The following is a 21,231-nucleotide window of genomic DNA, read 5'->3' as shown; positions in this document are numbered from 1 at the left end:
TTTAACTGGAAAAGGCAGAATTGGGAACCGGTGCTTCAGACCGACAGCAACACCGGCAAATGACACGCGAACTACCATAGAAGCAGAAACCGGGTTTTTTACGACAATACTGCATCAAAACCTTGAATTCCCAAATAACCCGGTTTCTTTGATATTGATGTGCCTAGGGCTAATGAATTTGGCTTGCAGGTGTCCTCGTCTCCGCCACGAGGCCAAGAAAGCGCAACTGCAAACCTCAAAAATCCAACGCCTTTGTTTAACTATTCTTCCCGATTAGAGACATCTGCTGCAAATTGGGGCAGAGTCAGAGTAAAACAGGTGCGCCACTGATCAGCAGTTTCAGAATTTTCTGACGGACTGCTAGAAACATCAATATTACCATTCAAGTGCTGTACTAAGCTCTTTACCAGAGCCAGACCCAAACCAGTACCCCGAATACCACTTTGGTCAGTCACACCAGTGCCGCGGCGGAACCTGTCAAAGATGTGTGGTAAATCATCATCAGAAATACCGCGCCCGCAATTAGAGACGCTCAAGAAAATAAGGTTGCTTGCTTCAGACACATCCAAAACTACCGCAGTCCCATCATCCGAGAAATTGCCAGCATTCGTCAGCAATTCCAGCAGAATTCGATTCAAGCTATCGAAATTGGTTTCGGACCACAACGAGCGCTCCGGTAAATTCACCACCAGACTTAATCCTTGATCCGCCCATTTTTTGTTAAAATCTTTAGCCAAATCCTGAATTAAAGGCTTGAGGTCAATCCTGATGCGAGACATAGGCGTTTGCTGAGAATCTAATTCTTTTAGCTTCAGCAAATCCTTAATCAGATTGATTTCCTGATTACATTCCTGATCCAGAATATCCAAATACAGAGTTATCTGCGCCGGCGATAATAATTCCCATTTCCGAAAGAGTTCAACAACTATCTTGATCTTCGTTAGAGGATGTTGCAACTGGTCGCTCGCGGCGGCAAGAAATTCATCTTTGAGCTGATTTAACCGTTGCAGTTGCTCTACTTGTTTGCGAGATTGTTCGTACAATATTGCCTGTACGTCAAGACTGTGCTTTAACTGAGCAGTTCGGTTTTCGACAAGAGTTTGTACTTGCTTGAGAGTTTGAGTTTGGATGATCGCCGTACTCAATTGAGCGGCGATTAATTCTACAACCTCTAATTCTTCAACTTGCCAGATCCGGGACGATGAGTGCTGCAAAACCAAGAATCCCAATACCGTGCCTTGTCCGCTTGTCCCTACTAGGGGAACCAACAAAAGGGCACTGATATCCTGTAGTTTCAAAATTTGTCTGATGTGTTCTGGTTGTTGCGCCAGCAGTTCGCGGGCGTCGGCAATCGCAAGGGATTGGGGAACCCGGTTGAATGCTTCCTGGCACAAACTAGACTCCGACATCCAAAAAGCAGGGAAATGATTTGATTGTGAGCTTGGTGTTGTGGATTTGGAATTAGCTGTTTTTTCCTTGGTTTTGGTTTTTGATGTCGAGCTTTTTTTGCCCGCATTGCTTGGTTCTATTGCTGGTTTATTTAGGTCTTTTTTCTGACTGGATTCGCAAACTAATTCGACCTTGGCTTGTGGCGTTTGATTGGGAGAGCGAGTTTTAAATAGAGGGTCTGTATATTTCAACAGCAGGATTTGACCTCTATCTACTTCCAGGGTATCGGCGGTTTTTTCAATTACTCGCTGCAAAATTTGATCGACTTCTGAATTCGTGTCGATCGCGGCAGCGACTCTGCCGAGGAGATTTTTGTATTTCGCTTGTCGTTGTAACTGTTGGTTTAAACTGGCAATTTCTTGAGTTTTTTGAATGTCAGCAATCGCGATGCCGATCGCCTCTAATGCTGCTTCTAGGCGCTGGCGATCGGCTGCTGACCACTCATGAGGTTGCGACTTACCAAGAACGATCATCCCATTTACAGCCCCTCCAAATCGCGCAGGCGCTGCCAAAATTGCCCGACAAGGCAGCGGTGTCACAGGGGAATTGGGCGATGAAGCTGCCGAAATCTCAAGATAGTCGGAGATGGCCACTATCTCGCCGTCTGCTAGCACGTTTACCAGGACAGGATGTTCGAGCGATATGCTAGACGATGCTAATTTTGTGCTTTGGGAGTATTCGGGTGTTTGAGTTGCGTCCGCAGCGTTTGGTCGATCGCTCCTCTGAAGCCAGCAAGCATTCGGAATTACTACTTTCTGGTCAGCTACAGCAGCAACCAAACAGAAATCTGCCCCACAAGCAACCCCCAAAGTATTGGCTATTTGTAGCAGCAGGATTTCTCGATCGATGTTGGTCGCGAGAATTTGGTAAATTTGCTGCCCCAGAAGGGCAGGATCGACTTGGTACTGCATAAGACGATCCAGAAATTTTTGGACTGATACTGGTTCTGCGATTTGTGGTAGATGCAAAGTGCAAGACTCTGACGGCGATCGGTCGATCGAAGTAAAGTCTTGATTTCCCTGGTAATCGATCATGGCAACGAAGCCTTTATTTTAAAGTATTTGAGCTGGATCACGGTACAAATATAGAAACCTGTTCATAACATTCCAACCGACTATTATGATCCTGCTTTCTGCGTTCGTGCAGCCCGTCGGCGGGTAACTAAATCTGTAAAAGACTTACTCAGATCCGACCAAGTTCTATTTTGCTGTTTTCTAGCCTTGCATCTGTACGGGTTGAGCTTTAGCATCCTTGAGCAGTTGAGGATAAATTCTATTCCCACTAATTTTGACTATTATGAGTATGAAGCTTTTCTTCAGACCGCTTAGTGACACCCCTCTCCTGACTCTGTGATGTTTCTTATTTAAGTTTGTGATCCTGATAAAATTTTATTGTGATATAAATCAGTCGATCGAGTGACTACGATCGCAAAAATTTAAACTAAAAAAAATTCTAGTCATCACAGATCTGAGATTTTTCGAGTTTTCTGTCAAAAACTCATCGATCGCAACTTCTAGAAACGCTGGGCGAGTTCTCTGGTTAAATTTATCCGACTTCCCTGCCTACTTATTTTGTGCTTCCTGTTGGGCTTTATCGCTATTTTGGCGGTAAAGTGCCGTCCGGTTGACAGCCGTTGCATAGCGGGGATGATTCGGGGACACGGCAGCCATCAAATCCGAAGCTTGCTGCCACTTAGTTGCTACTACTAACCAATTTTCGCGAGATTGAGCCGTTTTGCCGTCGGTGGCTGCTTGCTGGGCCACTCGTACTGCTTGTCCAAAAGGGTCAACAGCAGAATTAGCATTTTCTTTAAAAGTTTTCCCAGCAGGTGTCGTTGCCAAGGGAGTGGCACTGGCAACTGCTTGGCTGGTGGCTGTTGTGCTGTTTGGCACTTGAGAATTGAGTCCTTTGTAGATGGCGGCCGCCGCAGCGAGCAACAACACGGTCAAGCTGATGCCGCCGACGATACTGCGCTGAAATGGTCGCGGTTGCCGCATTGATCGAGGTGCAGCGATTCTCGGCAAAGCCCGCTTGCCTTGAGCTTGGCGTTCGTGATGGGCGGCGGCCAAACGCTTGAACAAATTCGGCTTTTTGAGTTTAATTTCTTGAGACCACAGTAATTGATTTTCTGGATCGTGGCTAATTTCTTCGAGCCACAGCAGTTGGTGTTCTCGCACCAGCCGGCTGTTGATGTTGACTCGGCGAATATTGCGGGGCGAGAGGCCTTCCAAAATTTCTCGAACTCGATCGACCAAACTAGACTGTTCGAGCAGTTGGGATGTTGCAGCTTCGCACAGTAGTTGCAGCACCCCATCGGCAAACACGGCTCTAGCCCTGACGCCTGCCTGTGCCAGTTCATCGTTCAGAATTTGAATAATTGAGGAAACCGATCCCTCGCGAGCTTGTCGAGCAATGTCATCTACTGGATTCGCCATAAAAATATCTTGATGCTTAGCAATCTGTATAACTGTTAATCTAAATGCTCGGATCTGATTTTCGCCTATACAGATTATCGCCGACATTCCCCGGTTAAAATGGACAAATGCAAATCTTGCATTACCAATCCGACATAAAAATATCACGGCAGCATCTGAGAAGCCAAGAGGAAATAAACTATGGGCAAAGTAATTAGCGGTCAAATTTTTGTTTTAGATGACAACATCGATACAGATCAAATTATCCCTGCCGAATACCTGACTCTGGTTCCCTCGAAACCGGACGAGTACGAGAAACTAGGCAGTTATGCGATGATTGGTTTACCTGATCGCTACGACAAGTTTATCGCGCCCGACGAACAGAAAACCCGGTATCCGATTATCATTGCCGGCGAAAATTTTGGCTGCGGTTCTTCGCGGGAACACGCTCCGATCGCTCTGGGGGCTGCGGGTGTCAAAGCGGTGGTGGCTTTGTCTTACGCGCGCATTTTCTTTCGCAATTGCTCGGCTACTGGCGAATTGTACCCGATCGAATCGGTCGATCGACTTTGCGACTTATTTGTCACAGGCCAGGAAGTGACGATCGACTTTGCGGGCGATCAAATCATCAACCACACTCTAAATGTTACTTACTCCCTCAAGCCTTTAGGAGATGTCGGGCCAGTAATTGATGCCGGAGGGCTATTTGCCTACGCACGCCAAACCGGAATGATCGCAGCTCGTTCTTAAGCTAAAACCTGAAATGTAGGGTGTTCTTCGGCGCACCTTACAAATATCAGTAGAGCCTCAAATCGCATCAATAAAACTCAATAAAATCCGCTGGTGAGCACTGCCGAAAGGTCGCACATCTCCAGATTTTTCAGAATAGCATTTGCCAGCCCGAATATCCTCCGTTGTCAACAACTGCATATCCCAACCCTCGTGCAAAACTAAATCCTTGACATCCGCACTAAGTTGTGAGTGAAAGACATGGCGAACAACATCTCCTTCGACATCGTGACAGAAAAAAGAAACAGTTGCAGGAGCCCAGCTAATTTCCTCTACTAATTCCCGCAGCAAAGCAACTTCCGCAGTTTCTCCGGGTTCCAAGTGTCCACCAAACAAAGCCCAATGTCCGGGATACCTAATATTCGGAACATCGTCCCGCAACTGGCAGAGAAACTTGCCGTCTTGGTATAAAATTGCGATCGCAACGTGAATTTGAGTCATAAAGAAGTTCGGCAACGGATTATGTAACGGATGTAACGGATTTCAGCATAAATAAACATACCCACAGCGCCCAAGTAGAATTACAAACTTTTGATTTTCATGAAATCGACGTACTTAATGATTGAAAAACAATAGCGTGTAGCTATTTTCCTTGATCAGCCACTGGAGTACGCTTGAGTTGTTCCATTTCCTCAACATAAACTTCACCTAAATCTTTACCAACCAAATCCTTCAGCTTAATACTTTTATAACGGACTTCTCCCTTCAGCAATACTTCATCGCCAAGCTTCGGCAAAGCTTGCTTAGTTAAAATCCAAATCTTACCAGTACCGTCTTGAAGTTGATAAGCCGCATTCCCCACAAACGGAGCGCGATTTTCCACCTTTCCCCGGAGATAAACTTCACCATCGACTTGCCGCTTTTGTTGAATGTCGCCAATACTAGCAACATTAAAACCAAGATTGAGTTGAGACATGGGTAAATTGCCACAACTGAGCAAACCGCTGGTAAGTATTAGCAATAAAGAGCCTATGGAGTATCTTTGAACCCAAACTTGCTGAATTACAGTAGTCATTTGTCAAATGATTTGAGATTTGAGATTGTGAGATACGACTTACTCTAACAGAATCCCAAGAGTCGATCGCAAGTCAGAAATTTCTCTAGTACAATCCTTGACGGCGATTAAGCTAAAATCTAAAATCGTCAGCCCCTAACCCAGAGTCTACAATGGATGCCAAAACTGCTCAAATACTAGATGGTAAAGCTTTAGCGACCAAGATTCAAAGCGAGCTGAGCGATCAAGTCCGCGCCCTACAGCCCCAGATGGGGCGTCCTCCGGGACTTGCGGTGCTGATGGTGGGCGACAACCCAGCCAGCGCGGCTTACGTGCGTAACAAAGAGCGTGCCTGCGCTAAGGTTGGTATAGCTTCCTTTGGCCAGCATTACCCAGCAAATGTGACTCAAGCCGAACTCGAACTTGCAATTCATGCACTCAACGAGGACGATCGAGTAGATGGCATTTTAGTGCAACTACCGCTACCAGAAAACTTAGATGCAATTTCGCTGCTGTACCAAATTGCCCCAGACAAAGACGCTGACGGACTTCACCCTATAAATTTAGGCCGCTTGGTGCGATCGGAGCAAGGTTTGCGCAGTTGTACTCCCGCCGGAGTGATGCGGTTATTACAGGAATATCAGATTGATTTGAAAGGAAAAAATGCTGTTGTTTTGGGACGCAGTATTTTGGTGGGTAAACCGATGGCGTTGATGTTATTAGAAGCCGATTGTACTGTTACTGTAGCTCATTCGCGGACGCAAAACCTAGAATCAATTACTAGCCAAGCCGATATTTTAGTAGCCGCGGTCGGCCGCACCGAAATGATTACAGCTAATATGGTTAAACCGGGAGCAGTAGTAATTGATGTTGGTATTAACCGTGTTGTCAATCCAGATGGTACTAGCCGTTTGGCCGGAGATGTAGATTTTGATGATGTGAAAACAGTAGCCGGATTGATTACGCCGGTGCCGGGAGGAATCGGGCCAATGACTGTTGCTATGTTGTTGGAAAATACAGTTTCGAGTTATACGAAAAAAATGGTTTGACGCGCGAATAGCGGTAAGGTGCGCAGTGCGCACCTACATAATTAGGTGCTGCGGTTTATTCAATAGCAAATTCGCTGAATAAAACCACAAATGACGGACGAAATAATTCGCTACTACAGAGGCTAACTCTGCCGCCTACGCCGACTACTGCTTAACAGCAACAACCCGAATTCGGCGATAGTCTGCACTCCAATTACCGTCGTGGTAAAGGGCGGGCCGCAAACGTTCTTCAACTGTACGAATTACGTGCGATCGCACTTCCTGCGACAAACCCGACAAAAACCCGCCTGCAAACATCTCAATCCAATTTACCATACCAGCGCTGCCACCTTCTAGGGGAGTTGGGCGATCGAACAAAACCGCATAACTCACCTCAAAACCCTGGTTTTCCAGCAGCAGAGCATACTCGCCGATACTCGGAAAATACCAAGGATTAAGCGATTCAGGCTCCGAACAGCCAATTTCTGACAAAACGCTCAAAAGTGCACGGGCGATCGCTCCCACATTCCCCTTACCGCCAAACTCAGCAACAAAACGCCCACCCGGCCGCAGCGCTTTTTCCACACAATGAATCACAGCATCCGGCTGCTTAATCCAGTGCAAAACAGCATTAGAAAACACCGCATCTAACGGATCTTCCACTTGAAAATCCTGCGCATCCGCAGCCCCAAAGTTAATGTGAGGATAATTTGCTTGAGCCGTGGAAATCATAGACAAAGAGGAATCAATACCTTGAACAAAAGCACCACTTTGAGCAATTTTTTCAGTTAACTGTCCTGTACCGCAGCCCAAATCTAGAATCCGTTCTCCAGCCTTCGGAGCGAGCAAATCCAAAAGCGATTCACCGTACTCCCAAACAAAAGCATGATTTTGCTCATAAAGAGCTGTATTCCAAGAATCTTGTGACATTTGAAATTCCTCAATTTGTAAATTACAGAGCTTGAAACCGCTTCTATACAACCAAAACCCGGATGGTGCGCGGGTTGAAGAGTGTAGCGATAAACCGGGTTGCTGAGACAAGTGCGCGATTGGTTATTGAATTATTTACCAGCAAGCAAACCAATTGCATCCCCCTCAATAGGACAAAATCTAATATTTTCCAAAATCTCCGCTGATATCCAAATTAGCCATTGTTTAATTCTCAACTTCGCTTATTAATCACTGTATTAAATGCCATCATTAATGTCCAATATTTTTTTAATTCATAACTTATACTTTTAAAGTATTAATGCTTGAAGATGTATGGAACTGCGACATTTGCGTTACTTTATTGCCGTTGCAGAGGAACTGAATTTCACTCGCGCAGCGGAAAAATTGCACATGGCTCAACCTCCGCTAAGCCAACAAATTCAGCATTTGGAGGCAGAGTTGGGCTTTCAACTGTTTCGCCGCACCAAGCGGACGGTGCAGCTAACCGCTGCGGGACAGGTTTTTTTTGAGGAAGCGCAAAAAATTCTGCTACAAGTCGATCGGGCAATTCAACTCGGCAAACAGACAAGCCGCGGGGAACTCGGCCAACTGACTGTAGGCTTTGTGAGCTCGGCAGCACACAATATAGTTCCAGCCATCTTGCAGGCGTTTCGCACTCGCTATCCCGCAGTCTGCCTCGAATTGCACGAACTGACGACAAACGAACAGTTGCAGCGGTTACGGGAAGGACGAATTGATATCGGCTTCGTGCGCCCTCCGATCGAGGAAGATGGCATAAATTCAGAAATCGTTTTTCGAGAGCCTCTGATCGTGGCGCTGCCAGAAACGCATTATTTAGCCGATTCACGCGCTGTTGTGGAATTGCGATCACTCTCTGCCGAAACGTTCATCTTATTTCCGCGTTCCCAGGCTCCGGGACTGTACGATGCGATCGTCAGTCTGTGTCTGCAAGCAGGCTTTAGCCCGATCGCAGGTCAAGAAGCAATTCAAATGCAGACAATTATCAGTTTGGTAGCAGCCGAGATGGGGGTGGCGATCGTCCCCGCATCCATGCAAAACTTCCAGCGCAGTGGGGTTGTTTACAAATCTTTGCCAGAATCAACCTGCATGGTGGCGATCGCCCTAATTTGGCGCAACTCTCCCACCCAGGCGGTGCAGCGGTTTTTGGAAGTCGCCAGACAAAGTGGCGGATTTGAGATTTGAGACTGCTGATTTTAGATTGACGGCTAATTTGACAAAGTTATTAAAACTCAAAGATTTTCTGTGCAACAACACCCGTAGAATAATTAATTGATGCTCGGATTTCGGGCAACCACTACCGTAAAAGTCGGCGCGATCCGACCCAAACGGCTCACAGTATCCCCAATCACATTCAGTACAAGAGAGCAAGGGATGGTATTTGCAACAACAGAAATGGATTCGTCCCAACCGGAATCCGCTTTCGACTTATCTAGTTACCTAGTCGAGCAAAAAAAGGCGATCGAGGTAGCTCTCGACAGTGCACTACCGGTCATCTACCCAGAGAAAATTTACGAAGCAATGCGCTACTCGCTGCTAGCGGGAGGAAAACGCCTGCGTCCAATCCTGTGTGTGGCTAGCTGCGAACTGGCTGGCGGCACTGCTGCTATGGCAATTCCCACAGCTTGCGCTTTGGAAATGATCCATACAATGTCGCTAATTCACGACGATTTGCCGGCAATGGACAATGACGACTATCGGCGCGGTAAACTGACGAACCACAAAGTCTATGGCGAGGATATCGCCATTTTGGCTGGCGATGGTTTGTTGACCTATGCTTTTGAATTTATCGCTACTCAAACTCAGAACGTACTCCCCCAACAGGTGTTGCAGACGATCGCCCATTTGGCGCGCGCATCCGGCGCTGCTGGACTCGTAGGCGGTCAGGTGGTTGACCTGGAATCGGAAGGAAAAACAGATGTTTCTCTGGAAACATTGAATTACATTCACGCTCACAAAACCGGCGCGCTGTTAGAAGCCTGCGTGGTTTGTGGGGGAATTTTGGGTGGAGCCTCAGCAGCAGATTTGCAACGGTTGTCTCGTTTTGCTAAAAATATTGGGCTGGCTTTCCAGATAATTGATGACATTCTGGATATTACTGCTACTCAAGAAGAATTGGGCAAAACTGCTGGCAAAGATGTTCAAGCAGGGAAAGTGACTTATCCTAGTTTGTGGGGAATTGAGGAGTCTCGGCGCCAAGCCAAACAGCTTGTTGCTGATGCTAAGGCTCAACTGGCAGTGTTTGGGAGTAAAGCCCAACCTTTATTGGGAATCGCGGATTTTATTACCAGCCGCAGTAACTAGAAATACTAAAGAATATGCAGGAAATTTGCAGCGGCATCTTAAACAATCATGTACTGATAGTTGCTTTGATCGCTTGTCTGTCGGCTCAAATCATTAAATTGCCGATCGAATTAATCAAAAATCGCAAGTTTAATCTGCGGTATTTGGTAACAACGGGCGGAATGCCCAGCTCTCACTCGTCTTTTGTGGGCTCTTTGGCTACGGGAGTCGGACAAACGATGGGATGGGAAAGTCCAGAATTTGCGATCGCAGCGATCTTTGCAATTATTGTCATGTACGACGCTGCTGGAGTGCGCCAAGCTGCCGGCAAACAAGCTCGCATCCTCAACCAAATTATCGACGAGTTTTTTGAAGAAGACCACAACCTGAATGAGGCTCGCCTCAAAGAGTTGCTGGGACACACTCCTTTTCAAGTGCTCGTCGGTTTGGGGCTGGGAATCGCTATTTCTTGGATCGCAGGGCCTGCATATTAGTTAACAGTTAACTAATGACTGTTAACTGTTAACTAATGACTGTTAACTAATGACTGTTAACTACTGACTAATGACTACTGCCCAAATTCTGCTTGCAGCAAGTCGTCGTTGTCGTCGGCGATGGTGGCGACAATAGTAATGGCGCGTGAAATTTCCCCAGCAGAGATTTCGGCGATCGCCCGATTGGATATTACCGCAACTTGGTTGTCAACGATCGCAAAATGAGATTCCAAAGTAGACAGCCAATTCATTTCTAGAAGTTTCCGCATTAATTCCGCTTCATTCTTGGCCGGCAACTGGAGCACAAAAGCCCAGACAGTCAAAGTATCATTTTCGGTTTCGCCCGTGAGTTGCACGAACACTTCAACACTACCGTACTTAAATTTCCAAAGATGTCCGCCAGCTTCATTTTGACCGACCATCACTTTTTGGTCTACAGCCATGCTGGCAATCACAGTTTCAATTTCTTCTGCATAGCTGACTGCTGTGGCTTTTTCGACCTGCTCAGAGGCGATCGCGCTTTCACTCGATAGGCTTTCTGCGGAAGCTGTTTGTGGGTTCGGCTCGCTGTTAGTCATGATTAATATTTAAACGGAAAAGTATTCCAATAATCTTTACCAATACAGTTTACTTCCTATTTAGGACTTACCTAAATAGGACTGATAGGATTTTGGATTTTGGATTAAAGAATTAGGCTTGACTTAAATAATTACTGGTTCCCAGACAGAGCCTCGGAACCCATGTCCAGAGGCTCTGCTTCGCCTATATCTAAGCCTTGGGCTTAGCGGCCGCGGGCTTCTTCTCAATGGGTTTTAATCCGTTGAGAAACATCGGCACAAATTTTTCCACAAATGCCTGGGGGTCTCGATTCCAGGCGCGTTGAGCTACATCGACTCTCGTCATTTGCAAGTCGGGGGCGAGCAGGGTTGCCGGCAAGCGTTCCATCAGGTATTGCGGACGTTCCCACAGGGGCATGGTGTTAGCAATATCCACTAGATGGGTGACGCGACGCAGTTCTGCCCCCAGCATGATATCCATTCCCGATGCAAATGCTGCTTGTTCGATCGCCACATACTTCCGTTTTGCCTGTTCCACCTTCTGGCGATGTGCGGGGCTCTTGGCAGCAATTGCGCCCAGCCAGCGGTTGCCCCAGCGGACGTGACCAGCTTCTTCGGGAAAAATCTTTTCGATGGTTTCGCGGATTTTGACGTTTTCGTCGGTTTGAGGAGCCTTTTTGAGGGCGTGGATGTGGGCAGAGAAATACTCGCATCCCCGCTTCTCGGTGACGTTAATTGCGGCTAGGGAAGAAATTACAAAATCTTCGCGGTCTTTGGTGGGGTCTTGTTGCTCGCTGTCGAACAACCTTTCAAATTCGTCAATGTAGGAGACTCCCGGCGGCTTTCCCACCTTCTGGCCGATGTCTACCAGGAGGTCGGTAAGCCACATGGCGTGTCGCGCTTCGTCAGAAATGTGCCGGGAAAGATCCCGCACGAGTTCTGCCGGTTCGCCGTCTAGCTGTTCGATCAAGTCCGTGAGGTCTTTGCAACTGCGCTGTTCGCTGAAGCGGTAGCGGTTGAGGGTGATCAGGTGGATTTCGCGATCGCGCACCACTTGACTTAAAATCTCGCGCGCTCCCATGCCGTTGCGAAGCTTACGGGGATAGGCAACTGTCATGTTTGTATGTTGTTTTGTAAAGATACCTATATAAGTGTAACGCAGTTTTGAGGACAACCAATTCCCTCACCCGGCAGAAAAAAGTTGTTGTGCGCTCTTGTCAAAGATCGATGTTGAATGTGTTGTCAAGTTAATCAAAAAGTCGATCGCCCTAGATTTACTTTCCTGTATTTACGTTTAACACCGCAGTGGCGATCGCGAATTGTGCGATCGGCTGATCCATGTATTTAGAAACACATTGTTTTATATAAAATACTATTAAACCGGAATAGTTTCATGTATCTTTAGATAGATATTGTGTGAATTATTTATATATAAAAAACCTGATAGTTTATATCAGAAAATCTGACTGACCTAGATCAAAAATTATGTAGCTAAATTAACTTTTTAGCGTTATATTGATTTACAGAATACAAAACCTAGGTGACTCACTTGGCTGATATTGTTGATACCGCCGTTGCGGCTGGTTCATTCACAACCCTAGTTGCTGCCGTTACAGCCGCTGGTTTAGTAGACACTCTCAAAGGCGCTGGGCCCTTCACAGTTTTCGCACCTACAGACGAAGCTTTTGCTAAGCTTCCCGCAGGTACTGTAGAAGCACTGCTTAAGGACATTCCTAAGCTCACAAAAATCTTGACTTATCATGTCGTTTCCGGCAAAGTTATGGCTGCTGATGTAGTCAAGCTGAAATCTGCCAAGACAGTTGAAGGTTCAGAAGTGAAAATTGATGCTTCCAATGGCGTCAAAATCAATGATTCTACCGTTACCACAGCCGATGTTGCTGCTGATAATGGTGTCATCCACATCATCGATACAGTCTTGCTTCCTGCGTAAGCACAGATTTAGATAGTGCAATACTATCTTGAGGGCGGTGGCTATTGTTAGCCACCGCCCTGTTTTAATTGATAAGTAGAAGGTAGAAGGCAGAAGGCAGAAGGCAGAAGGCAGAAGGCAGAAAATATATACGGCCCGTTTTTTAGGGTTCCGTATTTTACTTTTAATTGAGTGTATTTACTTGGTTGAAAAATAAATATTTTACCCCGCTAGATAATTAAAATTATTTTAAAACTATGATACAGCAGGGGAAATTGGTCGATCGCACGAAGCGATTGTCTGCCCCAAAATTGTCACTGCTGGATTTACCCAGAAAACAGGCTGTAAGCCAATCACCTTCGTACTCTGGGGCCCATTTGTGGTTCATGGGTAGATGCCATGCTTCCAAACCCAAAATTTATCCCAGAAACCGGGTTGATGGGGGCTGGGCTTAAATAAGATACAATGAGAAGCACAAGGAAAGTGCGATCGACATTATTTGACAATCAAGCTATGCAATCTACAACTCAGTCCGAGACAGCACCGGCGATGGACGCTCCCAAACACGGCTTACCCGTTACCATCATTACAGGATTTCTCGGCAGCGGCAAAACAACCCTGCTCAACCACATCCTGAGCAACCAGCAAGGTTTGAAAACAGCAGTTTTGGTCAATGAATTTGGCGAAATCGGCATCGACAACGAACTAATTGTCACCAGCGACGACAACATGGTTGAGCTGAACAACGGCTGCATCTGCTGCACGATTAACGAAGATTTGGTTAATGCAGTTTACAAAGTTTTAGAACGTCAAGAAAATCTAGATTATCTAGTAGTAGAAACAACCGGACTCGCAGACCCCCTACCTGTTGCTCTAACTTTTTTAGGCACAGAACTGCGCGACCTGACCCGTCTTGATTCGATAGTTACAGTCGTAGACGCAGCCAACTATAGCTTAGATTTGTTCAACTCTGAAGCAGCTCACAGTCAAATAGCTTACGGCGATATTATTGTCCTCAACAAAACAGATTTGGTTGAAGAAGCAGATTTAGATTTGTTGGAAGTTAAGATTCGCGATGTCAAAGCAGGTGCTCGAATTCTCCGAGCAGTAAAATCGGAAGTTCCCCTACCGCTCATCCTCAGTATAGGATTGTTTGAATCAGGGAAATATTTCTCTGAGGAAACTCCGAGCAGTCACGAACATCACGATCATAGCGCTCACGATCATAGCGCTCACGGACACGAACATCACGATCATAGCGCTCACGATCATAGCGCTCACGGACACGAACATCACGACCACTCCGGCCATTTAGAAAATGACGGATTTACCTCAATTTCTTTCCAGAGTGACAAGCCGTTTTCTCTAAGAAAATTTCAATATTTCTTAGACAATCAACTACCAACAAACGTGTTTCGCGCGAAAGGAATTATGTGGTTTGAAGAAAGTCCCAAACGGCATATTTTTCACCTGAGTGGCAAGCGATTTTCGATGGACGATGACGAGTGGAAAGGTGAGCCAAAAAATCAACTTGTGATGATCGGTCAGGGTTTGGATACCGAGACTTTGCGATCGCAAATCGAAAACTGTCTCTGTATGCCTGCACCCAATCGCGGCAAAGGTTTCGGGAAAAACTAAAGCTTAAAAACTAAGCATAACAAACCTGTGCTAGCTAGAAACCCGGTTTATTTCGTCGAGACTTCGCGGCCAAAACCAAGAGTTATCCGAGAAACCGGGCTTTGTTTTTATAATTCCTCTTCTGATTTCCCATGCGAGTGATCATCCAGCGAGTCAAATCATCTCAAGTCCAAGTTAACGGTAAAATTGTCGGCAAAATCGGCTGCGGACTCAACTTGCTTGTAGGTATTGCAAACACCGATACCGAATCAGAACTCGACTGGATGGCTCGCAAATGTCTAGAATTGCGTTTGTTTCCAGACTCGGCTAGCGACGGCGGCCGCTGGGACAAGTCCGTACAAGACATCGGCGGCGAGTTGCTGGTTGTCAGTCAGTTTACGCTGTACGGCGACTGTCGCAAGGGTCGGCGGCCTTCGTTCGATCGCTCTGCCGCCCCAGAAGCCGCCGAAAAACTTTATGAAAAATTTGTCGAAAAGTTGCGCCACAGCGGCTTAAAAGTCGAAACAGGGCTGTTTGGAGCTCAGATGCAAGTCTCTATAGATAATGACGGCCCGGTGACTTTGTTATTAGAGAGAGAATCCGGGTGAATTGTTTGCAGACACCCCTGGCGGTGCTTGCGAGAGCAGTGTTTGCTCTACATATAGCAATCAGAGAACGATGACTACAAACTCGCGCTGGTGGTTTTAGGTCGCAGGAATTCGACATTCAACTCTAGTTTCTTTCCCAGCCACAAAGAATGTGTCGTGTGGTCTTCAACATCGTCGCCTGTTTCGGGATGAACGAGAATATCTAGTTCCTCGCGATGAAGCATTAACCAGGGAACGACTTTGCCAAACTGCTGCGGTAAAAATGCAACTTGATACATCGCTTGGGGGTGGGGGCCAATGGGTTTGTCATGCCAGCGCCCGAGCTGTACCTCAAACCGACTCAATCCTTCACGCACGCGGGCCGCAGCATCGCGGCTATCAGTGTCGAAGTAAATATGGGCGTGAAAATCAACAATTTCGATGGTGTCTTCTTTCATGATTTGCAGTGGGTGATTGAGCCGACATCTGCACAAAACGGCTGTTAACTTTAGGTTAACTTGACTTGCGCTCAAGTGCGAAATTCAGCCAGCAGTGTTGTTCGCACTCGCGGGCCGTAGCTTTGATTGGGGCGAGTGCGATCGCATCTTCCCCCAACAGCCGACAGCACTTTCGGTTCCATACCGTACACATCTCGCAGCACATTATTGACATGGGGAAACGCGAAATACTCCGTCAGTTTCCCCATGAGGTGATTGAAAGGTTGATATCGGTGGCGGTGCACGCCCTACACAATACTGTGCTTCTTCCTTCTTCCTTCTGCCATAAAAACAAATTTGCAGATTAACCGGGTTTCCCAACTGCTGCGGCGTAGGTTCTGAAGATAGTGCAGTTCGCTACACTCTGCCGACTCTCAATTCCGCAATCTCCAACGCCGAAAACCCCCTCAAAAGACCAGTTGGTAAATTGTCCACTCAGCGGCCCCGGAACACCGTCCATCTTTGTCGCGATCGCCGTACCATAATTACAGCTCAGAATGCTTGTACAGTAAGGATTTAAGGGTAATAAAATATATCTCCCACAGCCAGCGCTTAGAATCAAATTCAGTAGCCAAAAACTGTTGCATGAGAGAGTGGAACACTGGCATCACTGTGCCTATCTGTATTTCCCTATATTCAATACATAGAGAGTTGAATCAGCACAGCAAGCGAAACCGCGAGCAACTGTCGCCTCACTCCCTGCCCGCTTACGCTACTACCGGATAAACGCCATGACTGTCAAAACTGCCACCAACACCGTCAACTGCAACACCGCTTCTAACCTCAACTTCATTCCGGCCACCTCCGAACAAACCGCCGAAATCAATACAGTGTCGAGCATTGATGTTCTGGCTTTGGCTGAATTCGCCCTCAAAGAATTGCAAGCGGAAATGAAAAAATCCAGCCGCAGCGCTCAAGCAGTGGCGATGCGGATTGCCAAGGAAGTCGAACGGATTTGCCAAAAAAGCGATCGCATCCAAGTTTCCGGCGAAGTTGAAGCTTGGCAAATCACCTTGGCTGAGCACCGGTTGCAAAAAACTCTACAATTCTATCGCCTCGGTTCCAAACAAGGCCGCGTCGAACTACACTCTCACCTCGCGGCGATGATTTACCGTCATGTTGCTTCTTTTCGCTCGAACTTGAATTTCCAAGCTCGCTACAACATGATTGAAGACTTTTTGCAAGGCTTTTACATCGAAGCTTTGCGCGCTTTCCGCCGCGAACACCAACTGGATCTCAACTACACTCCCCACACGCAGCTAGAATTGGCTGAGTACATGGCTTTCACCGAACAATACGCCAAACGTCAAATCGGTTTGCCCGGCCGCAATCGCCAACGCCTGATTGTGCTCCGCGCTCAAGGATTTGCCAAGGGCCAACCTCCCGAAACTGCGATCGACATTGAAATGGCAGTAGAATCCGGCAAGGGAGAAGATGCGGAAATGTACAGCCGTTCTCCGGCGCTGCAACAAGTCCGCGAACAAATGGTTTCGGAAACTGTTGATCCGGCTGATGCTGTGTTGCGCGATCGAGTTGTCGCTGAATTGATCGCTTATCTGGAAGCCCAAAATCAGCCCGAATGTGTGAGTTACTTAATGTTGAAATTGCAAGACCTTTCGGCTTCGGAAATCGATCGCGTTCTCGGTTTATCTTCCCGCCAGCGCGACTACTTGCAACAACGGTTTAAGTACCACGTCGAAAAATTTTCCCGTACTCAAAACTGGAAACTGGTTCACGAATGGCTGGGTGCTGATGTCGATCAAAAGCTGGGAATGACTTCGGACAAATGGGAAGCATTTCGTGCTCAACTGTCGCCAGAAATGCAGCAACTGTTAGAAATGAAGCGGAATCAAGAATGCGACAAGGCGATCGCCACTGCGCTCAACTGCACTCCCAAACAAGTTCAAAAACGCTGGGCACAACTGTTGGATCTGGCAAGCCAGACTCGCAACAGCAGCCAAGCTTAATGGGTGATCCAACATGAACGCAACTGTTTTCTTGAGTTTGGAAAATGCGATCGGGTGTGGTACCGGAACCGGAATGCCCGCCCCGTCGTCCGCTCTCAAATCTCCAAATGGGGATGCTAGATTATGATAGATTTTGAGCTAATTAAATATATTAAAACAGCACTAATTTTTCTTAATATTTATGATTCCCAGGTAATCCATGGGAATTTTTTTTTAGAGTAGGAACGGGCTTTCTGGCCCGTTCCACAAAAATTCAATGTTCTTGTGGAACGGGCCGGAGAGCCTCTTGTTGAGAAGGTTGAAACATATGAGTTTCAACCACAAAGTCCCATAAATGAAGTAGTGAACCCAGGTTTTGTATTATAATTAGCATCAACGATCGCGCCCCAAGAGAAACTATAAAATTTATGTGTCTCAATCCCGGAGATATACTGGCTGAACGCTACAGAATTATTGCTCAATTAGGACGGGGAGGGTTTGCTAGAACCTACACGGCTAACGATCTAAGCAGACCCGGAAATGTGTGCGTTGTCAAGGAAATTCCTTTTCCGTCATCGAACGATCCGCGCGTTTTAAGAATGGCAAGGCGGCAATTTGAAAGGGAAGCTAGCGCTTTGTACAGTCTCGACAATCACTCGTGCATTCCCAAATTATCCGCTGACTTTGAAAAAAACGATCATTTTTACTTAGTTCAAGAATATATTCAAGGACATCAGCTTAAGGAAGAACTCACTTCAGGCAAACAGTGGACGGAGGAGAAAGCGATCGCCTTGTTGCGAGCAATTCTGGAAATTTTAAAATTAGTCCATAAAGAAAATATTATTCACCGCGATGTTACACCTTCTAACTTAATTCGGCGAAAAACAGATAAACAAATTATTTTAATTGATTTTGGGGCTGTCAAAGAAATCAGCACTTTTACCACTGACTCTACAGGTGAAATAACATCCCAGGCGATCGGCACAAGCGGTTATATGCCTGCCGAACAATACAATCCCCGGTCTGTCCCGCAACCATATAACGATATTTACGCCCTAGGAATCATCGTGATTCAAGCTCTTACCGGGAAGGTTCCCACAAATCTCCCGCAAGACCCCCAGACTTGTGAAATAGTCTGGGATTACTCCACGTCCGATCGCCCTGCGGTACAAGTGAGCGACCGTTTCAAAAATATATTAACCCGGATGGTGCGCTTCCACTTTCAAGAGCGCTACCAATCTGTTTCTGAAGTTTTGCAAGACTTGGAGGCGATCGACAAACAGCCCAAGTCACCCAAACCTGTGCGCTTTCGCTGGCCGCTGTTAGGCGTTGCGGGAATTTGCGTCGGATTGGCGATCGTACTTTTAATCCCCAGAATTTCCCCGCTAATCCCCAGAATTTCCCCGCCACCAACGCAGCCTACACCCTCCGCTGATGGTGTAAGTTCCGGTGAAAAACTCCTAGTACAAACCTTCGCCATTTGGCCAAAACAAAGGGGAATTAATGAATTTGCAGACTCTAATTATTCAGAAGCTTTAAAATTGCTCAAACAGTCCTGGCGAGAAGACCGCAGAGACCCAGAAACTTTAATTTACATCAACAATGCTCTGCTAAAGACAATCAAGGCAGACTATTACACGATCGCAATTGTTGTTCCTATCCGCAGAAAGGATGACGGCAGCATTCTCAACGCCAATTTAGCAGAAGAACTGCTGCGCGGCATTGCTCAAGCTCAAACCGAAGTAAATTTAGGTCTCCTCGCTGCAAATGACAGCAATAAAGATTTTCCAGGTCAAGGATTTCTCGAACCAAAAGCTATCAAAGGAAAAGGTCTTAAAGTCATCATTGCGGATGATGGCAATATCAAATCCTACGCAGTTCAAAGGGCAAATTACCTAGTCGCTCAGCCAGATATTCTAGCAGTAATCGGACACTACACCAGCGACATGACCGTGGCAACAGTAGATATTTACAATCAAAATAAACTGGTCGCCCTTTCTTCGGGAAGCACAACAGAAGAACTGACGCGCAAACCTCGTAAATTTTTCTTTCGCACGGCTCCGACAACCAGCATAGAAGCTGAAGGTTTAGTAAATCAACTGCTCTCAGTCGGTCAGAAAAAAGTCGCAGTTTTTTATAATCCCAACAGTCCGTTTAGCGCTTCTTTGTGGGAAGAATTCAAAAAGCAATTTGAATCCCAAGGAGGTTCGACTTTTAGACTCAGTAATTATTACGACTTATCTAAAAATGATTTCAACGCTAAAGCAGCAATCAAAGAAGTTGAGACAACCGGAAAAACGGCGATATTGGTCATTCCCGATGGTCAAGTTACTAAGGCTGTAGAAAATGCGCTAGAAATGATTAAAGCTAACGGCGATCGCAATTGGATTGTCGGGCCCTGGACGCTGTACGAGCCGAGAACGCTAAAAGTAGCAAAACAGCTAAAATCCATTGAAAAACTGGGCATATCCGTGTTTTGGCATCCGACAATTAGTTTTGACAAAAAGTTTCCAGTCAACGCTGAAAAATTGTGGGGAGGCCCGGTCAATACTCGATCGGCTTTAACCTACGATGCAGCCAAGACGCTGATAAAAGCCCTCGAAATGCAGCCAGAACCCAGCCGCGAAGGAATGCAAAAAACCTTAGCCTCTCCTGATTTCAAAGCTGACGGAGCCACGGGTATAATTGAGTTTGACTCGACGACTGGAAATCGCAAAAACCCTCCGAAACGAGTGGCGCATATTGTTCTGTGTTCTAGAGAACAATTTGGTCTTACCTTTGTGCCGATCGAATTTCCCACAGCCGCAGCCGCAGGCTTAAAATGCGACTAACGCTTTGCAGTGCCTGTGGGTATCAGCCCCCAACATTTAAACAAAAAATTAGATATAGTGAACAAAGCTAGTTTTTTTTATAATAATGCTTATGGCGGTCAATCTCGCTCCCTCCACCAGTTCTAGCCTCAAACCAGAAGCCCAGAATATCTGGGCACTCAAACAAGTCTTGCAGACAATTGATGCCGATAGCTGTCCGGGTTCCTATAACTTCCATATGCACACAGTTTACTCAGACGGGCGATTGCAGCCTGAGAAATTGATGGAACTTGCGATCGCAGGTGGTTTGAAAGGCTTTGCTATCACTGACCACCACAGCGCCAAAGGCTACGTTCAAGCTCAAATTTGGCTGGATAATTGGAAACTAAACCATCCCGACAGCACTACCGCAGCACCTAGTTTTTGGACAGGCGCTGAAATTAATGCGGCATTGCTCAACAACGACGTACACATTCTCGCTTACGCTTTCGATCCGGAACATTCCAGCCTCAAACCTTACTTGCGAGGTAAAGGTACTGAAGGCCACGCCTCTTATGCCGCAGCCAGGGTAATTGAAGCGATTCAGGAAGCAGGAGGTTTAGCAGTTCTAGCACATCCTTGCCGGTATCGATCCACAGCAGATCAACTAATCCCAGAAGCAGCCCGTCTTGGCATTGACGGTGTAGAAATTTACTATGCTTATGCTAATCCCAATCCTTGGAAACCGAGTCCCAAACAAACTGCTTTAGTCAAAGATTTAGCTGAAACTTATGGTTTGTTGGGAACTTGCGGAACTGATTCTCATGGCCTGAGTCTTTTAGTCCGAATCTAGATAATTCGGGAATTGGGAATTGGGAATTGGGAATT

At 46.5% G+C, this 21,231-nt stretch carries 20 protein-coding genes; 11 read left to right on the top strand and 9 right to left on the bottom strand.

Going from position 1 to position 21,231, the window contains the following annotated elements:
• Positions 1–260: 260 nt before the first annotated feature.
• Together QUB66_RS02565 and QUB66_RS02560 are read right to left on the bottom strand one after the other, a co-directional pair.
• Positions 261–2,483, bottom strand: a complete 2,223-nt coding sequence (locus tag QUB66_RS02565; protein ID WP_265233233.1) for a GAF domain-containing sensor histidine kinase — start codon at positions 2,481–2,483, stop codon at positions 261–263.
• Between the two features lie 528 nt (positions 2,484–3,011).
• Complete coding sequence (locus QUB66_RS02560; RefSeq protein ID WP_265233232.1) at positions 3,012–3,884, bottom strand: hypothetical protein; 873 nt, start codon at positions 3,882–3,884, stop codon at positions 3,012–3,014.
• 180 nt (positions 3,885–4,064) lie between these two features.
• Here QUB66_RS02560 and QUB66_RS02555 point away from each other — a divergent pair, with 180 nt between their 5' ends.
• The gene (locus QUB66_RS02555; RefSeq protein WP_265233231.1) at positions 4,065–4,613 is read left to right on the top strand and encodes a LeuD/DmdB family oxidoreductase small subunit; all 549 of its coding nucleotides are present in this window, start codon (positions 4,065–4,067) and stop codon (positions 4,611–4,613) included.
• A 57-nt stretch (positions 4,614–4,670) separates the two neighbouring features.
• On the opposite strand, the gene QUB66_RS02550 is transcribed toward QUB66_RS02555, so the two are convergent.
• Both QUB66_RS02550 and QUB66_RS02545 read right to left on the bottom strand, forming a co-directional pair.
• On the bottom strand, positions 4,671–5,093 hold the full coding sequence (locus QUB66_RS02550) for an NUDIX hydrolase (protein WP_332966244.1): 423 nt from the start codon (positions 5,091–5,093) through the stop codon (positions 4,671–4,673).
• A gap of 142 nt (positions 5,094–5,235) precedes the next feature.
• Positions 5,236–5,667, bottom strand: a complete 432-nt coding sequence (locus QUB66_RS02545) for a DNA-binding protein (protein ID WP_265233229.1) — start codon at positions 5,665–5,667, stop codon at positions 5,236–5,238.
• Positions 5,668–5,819: 152 nt separating this feature from the next.
• Here QUB66_RS02545 and folD point away from each other — a divergent pair, with 152 nt between their 5' ends.
• Positions 5,820–6,695, top strand: coding sequence for a bifunctional methylenetetrahydrofolate dehydrogenase/methenyltetrahydrofolate cyclohydrolase FolD (gene folD / locus QUB66_RS02540; protein ID WP_265233228.1), 876 nt, complete (start codon positions 5,820–5,822; stop codon positions 6,693–6,695).
• 144 nt (positions 6,696–6,839) lie between these two features.
• Here folD and QUB66_RS02535 read toward each other — a convergent pair whose 3' ends face one another.
• A complete protein-coding gene (locus QUB66_RS02535) occupies positions 6,840–7,604 on the bottom strand; it encodes a class I SAM-dependent methyltransferase (RefSeq protein ID WP_332966245.1) in 765 nt (254 codons plus the stop codon).
• 333 nt (positions 7,605–7,937) lie between these two features.
• Here QUB66_RS02535 and QUB66_RS02530 point away from each other — a divergent pair, with 333 nt between their 5' ends.
• The 3 genes from QUB66_RS02530 to QUB66_RS02520 all read left to right on the top strand — a co-directional run bounded on the left by QUB66_RS02530 (position 7,938) and on the right by QUB66_RS02520 (position 10,420).
• Positions 7,938–8,828, top strand: a complete 891-nt coding sequence (locus QUB66_RS02530) for a LysR family transcriptional regulator (RefSeq protein WP_265233226.1) — start codon at positions 7,938–7,940, stop codon at positions 8,826–8,828.
• 189 nt (positions 8,829–9,017) lie between these two features.
• Positions 9,018–9,947: a geranylgeranyl diphosphate synthase CrtE gene (gene crtE, locus QUB66_RS02525; RefSeq protein ID WP_265233225.1), complete on the top strand. Its 930-nt coding sequence runs from the start codon at positions 9,018–9,020 to the stop codon at positions 9,945–9,947.
• A gap of 14 nt (positions 9,948–9,961) precedes the next feature.
• Positions 9,962–10,420, top strand: a complete 459-nt coding sequence (locus QUB66_RS02520) for a divergent PAP2 family protein (RefSeq protein ID WP_265233224.1) — start codon at positions 9,962–9,964, stop codon at positions 10,418–10,420.
• A 74-nt stretch (positions 10,421–10,494) separates the two neighbouring features.
• Here the strand turns inward: QUB66_RS02520 and QUB66_RS02515 are convergent, their stop codons facing one another.
• Together QUB66_RS02515 and QUB66_RS02510 are read right to left on the bottom strand one after the other, a co-directional pair.
• Entirely contained in the window at positions 10,495–10,998 is a 504-nt protein-coding gene (locus tag QUB66_RS02515) for a YbjN domain-containing protein (RefSeq protein ID WP_265233223.1), read from the bottom strand.
• A gap of 190 nt (positions 10,999–11,188) precedes the next feature.
• Entirely contained in the window at positions 11,189–12,094 is a 906-nt protein-coding gene (locus QUB66_RS02510) for a ferritin-like domain-containing protein (RefSeq protein ID WP_265233222.1), read from the bottom strand.
• Between the two features lie 432 nt (positions 12,095–12,526).
• Between QUB66_RS02510 and QUB66_RS02505 the strand changes: the two genes are divergently transcribed.
• The 3 genes from QUB66_RS02505 to dtd all read left to right on the top strand — a co-directional run bounded on the left by QUB66_RS02505 (position 12,527) and on the right by dtd (position 15,132).
• Positions 12,527–12,928 (top strand): fasciclin domain-containing protein, encoded by a 402-nt coding sequence (locus QUB66_RS02505; RefSeq protein WP_265233282.1) that lies wholly within the window; start codon positions 12,527–12,529, stop codon positions 12,926–12,928.
• A 492-nt stretch (positions 12,929–13,420) separates the two neighbouring features.
• On the top strand, positions 13,421–14,545 hold the full coding sequence (locus tag QUB66_RS02500) for a CobW family GTP-binding protein (RefSeq protein WP_332966361.1): 1,125 nt from the start codon (positions 13,421–13,423) through the stop codon (positions 14,543–14,545).
• Positions 14,546–14,676: 131 nt separating this feature from the next.
• Entirely contained in the window at positions 14,677–15,132 is a 456-nt protein-coding gene (gene dtd, locus QUB66_RS02495; protein ID WP_332966246.1) for a D-aminoacyl-tRNA deacylase, read from the top strand.
• A gap of 74 nt (positions 15,133–15,206) precedes the next feature.
• Here dtd and QUB66_RS02490 read toward each other — a convergent pair whose 3' ends face one another.
• Together QUB66_RS02490 and QUB66_RS02485 are read right to left on the bottom strand one after the other, a co-directional pair.
• Positions 15,207–15,569 carry a DOPA 4,5-dioxygenase family protein gene (locus tag QUB66_RS02490; RefSeq protein ID WP_332966247.1) on the bottom strand — a complete coding sequence of 121 codons (363 nt, stop codon included), beginning with the start codon at positions 15,567–15,569 and terminating at the stop codon, positions 15,207–15,209.
• A 71-nt stretch (positions 15,570–15,640) separates the two neighbouring features.
• The gene (locus tag QUB66_RS02485) at positions 15,641–15,817 is read right to left on the bottom strand and encodes a hypothetical protein (RefSeq protein WP_332966248.1); all 177 of its coding nucleotides are present in this window, start codon (positions 15,815–15,817) and stop codon (positions 15,641–15,643) included.
• A gap of 522 nt (positions 15,818–16,339) precedes the next feature.
• On the opposite strand from QUB66_RS02485, the gene QUB66_RS02480 reads away from it, so the two are divergent.
• The 3 genes from QUB66_RS02480 to QUB66_RS02470 all read left to right on the top strand — a co-directional run bounded on the left by QUB66_RS02480 (position 16,340) and on the right by QUB66_RS02470 (position 21,196).
• Entirely contained in the window at positions 16,340–17,575 is a 1,236-nt protein-coding gene (locus tag QUB66_RS02480; RefSeq protein ID WP_265233217.1) for a HetZ-related protein, read from the top strand.
• Between the two features lie 407 nt (positions 17,576–17,982).
• Positions 17,983–20,385, top strand: coding sequence for a bifunctional serine/threonine-protein kinase/ABC transporter substrate-binding protein (locus tag QUB66_RS02475; protein ID WP_332966249.1), 2,403 nt, complete (start codon positions 17,983–17,985; stop codon positions 20,383–20,385).
• Positions 20,386–20,476: 91 nt separating this feature from the next.
• Complete coding sequence (locus QUB66_RS02470; protein ID WP_265233215.1) at positions 20,477–21,196, top strand: PHP domain-containing protein; 720 nt, start codon at positions 20,477–20,479, stop codon at positions 21,194–21,196.
• The last annotated feature ends 35 nt before the right edge of the window (positions 21,197–21,231 follow it).

Origin of the sequence: Microcoleus sp. A2-C3, from assembly GCF_036706065.1 — a bacterium.
In the GTDB taxonomy this organism is placed as follows: domain Bacteria; phylum Cyanobacteriota; class Cyanobacteriia; order Cyanobacteriales; family Microcoleaceae; genus Microcoleus.
This window is presented reverse-complemented; position numbering and strand designations above follow the sequence as displayed.

Excerpts from the sequence above, each read along its gene's own strand:
- dtd (WP_332966246.1), top strand. The coding sequence starts at position 14,677 with ATGCGAGTGATCATCCAGCGAGTCAAATCATCTCAAGTCCAAGTTAAC.
- QUB66_RS02490 (WP_332966247.1), bottom strand. The coding sequence starts at position 15,569 with ATGAAAGAAGACACCATCGAAATTGTTGATTTTCACGCCCATATTTAC.
- QUB66_RS02555 (WP_265233231.1), top strand. The coding sequence starts at position 4,065 with ATGGGCAAAGTAATTAGCGGTCAAATTTTTGTTTTAGATGACAACATC.
- QUB66_RS02510 (WP_265233222.1), bottom strand. The coding sequence starts at position 12,094 with ATGACAGTTGCCTATCCCCGTAAGCTTCGCAACGGCATGGGAGCGCGC.
- QUB66_RS02475 (WP_332966249.1), top strand. The coding sequence starts at position 17,983 with ATGTGTCTCAATCCCGGAGATATACTGGCTGAACGCTACAGAATTATT.
- QUB66_RS02565 (WP_265233233.1), bottom strand. The coding sequence starts at position 2,483 with ATGATCGATTACCAGGGAAATCAAGACTTTACTTCGATCGACCGATCG.
- QUB66_RS02545 (WP_265233229.1), bottom strand. The coding sequence starts at position 5,667 with ATGACTACTGTAATTCAGCAAGTTTGGGTTCAAAGATACTCCATAGGC.
- QUB66_RS02500 (WP_332966361.1), top strand. The coding sequence starts at position 13,421 with ATGCAATCTACAACTCAGTCCGAGACAGCACCGGCGATGGACGCTCCC.
- QUB66_RS02560 (WP_265233232.1), bottom strand. The coding sequence starts at position 3,884 with ATGGCGAATCCAGTAGATGACATTGCTCGACAAGCTCGCGAGGGATCG.
- QUB66_RS02550 (WP_332966244.1), bottom strand. The coding sequence starts at position 5,093 with ATGACTCAAATTCACGTTGCGATCGCAATTTTATACCAAGACGGCAAG.
- QUB66_RS02515 (WP_265233223.1), bottom strand. The coding sequence starts at position 10,998 with ATGACTAACAGCGAGCCGAACCCACAAACAGCTTCCGCAGAAAGCCTA.
- QUB66_RS02530 (WP_265233226.1), top strand. The coding sequence starts at position 7,938 with ATGGAACTGCGACATTTGCGTTACTTTATTGCCGTTGCAGAGGAACTG.
- QUB66_RS02535 (WP_332966245.1), bottom strand. The coding sequence starts at position 7,604 with ATGTCACAAGATTCTTGGAATACAGCTCTTTATGAGCAAAATCATGCT.
- QUB66_RS02485 (WP_332966248.1), bottom strand. The coding sequence starts at position 15,817 with ATGGGGAAACTGACGGAGTATTTCGCGTTTCCCCATGTCAATAATGTG.
- folD (WP_265233228.1), top strand. The coding sequence starts at position 5,820 with ATGGATGCCAAAACTGCTCAAATACTAGATGGTAAAGCTTTAGCGACC.
- crtE (WP_265233225.1), top strand. The coding sequence starts at position 9,018 with ATGGTATTTGCAACAACAGAAATGGATTCGTCCCAACCGGAATCCGCT.
- QUB66_RS02480 (WP_265233217.1), top strand. The coding sequence starts at position 16,340 with ATGACTGTCAAAACTGCCACCAACACCGTCAACTGCAACACCGCTTCT.
- QUB66_RS02470 (WP_265233215.1), top strand. The coding sequence starts at position 20,477 with ATGGCGGTCAATCTCGCTCCCTCCACCAGTTCTAGCCTCAAACCAGAA.
- QUB66_RS02520 (WP_265233224.1), top strand. The coding sequence starts at position 9,962 with ATGCAGGAAATTTGCAGCGGCATCTTAAACAATCATGTACTGATAGTT.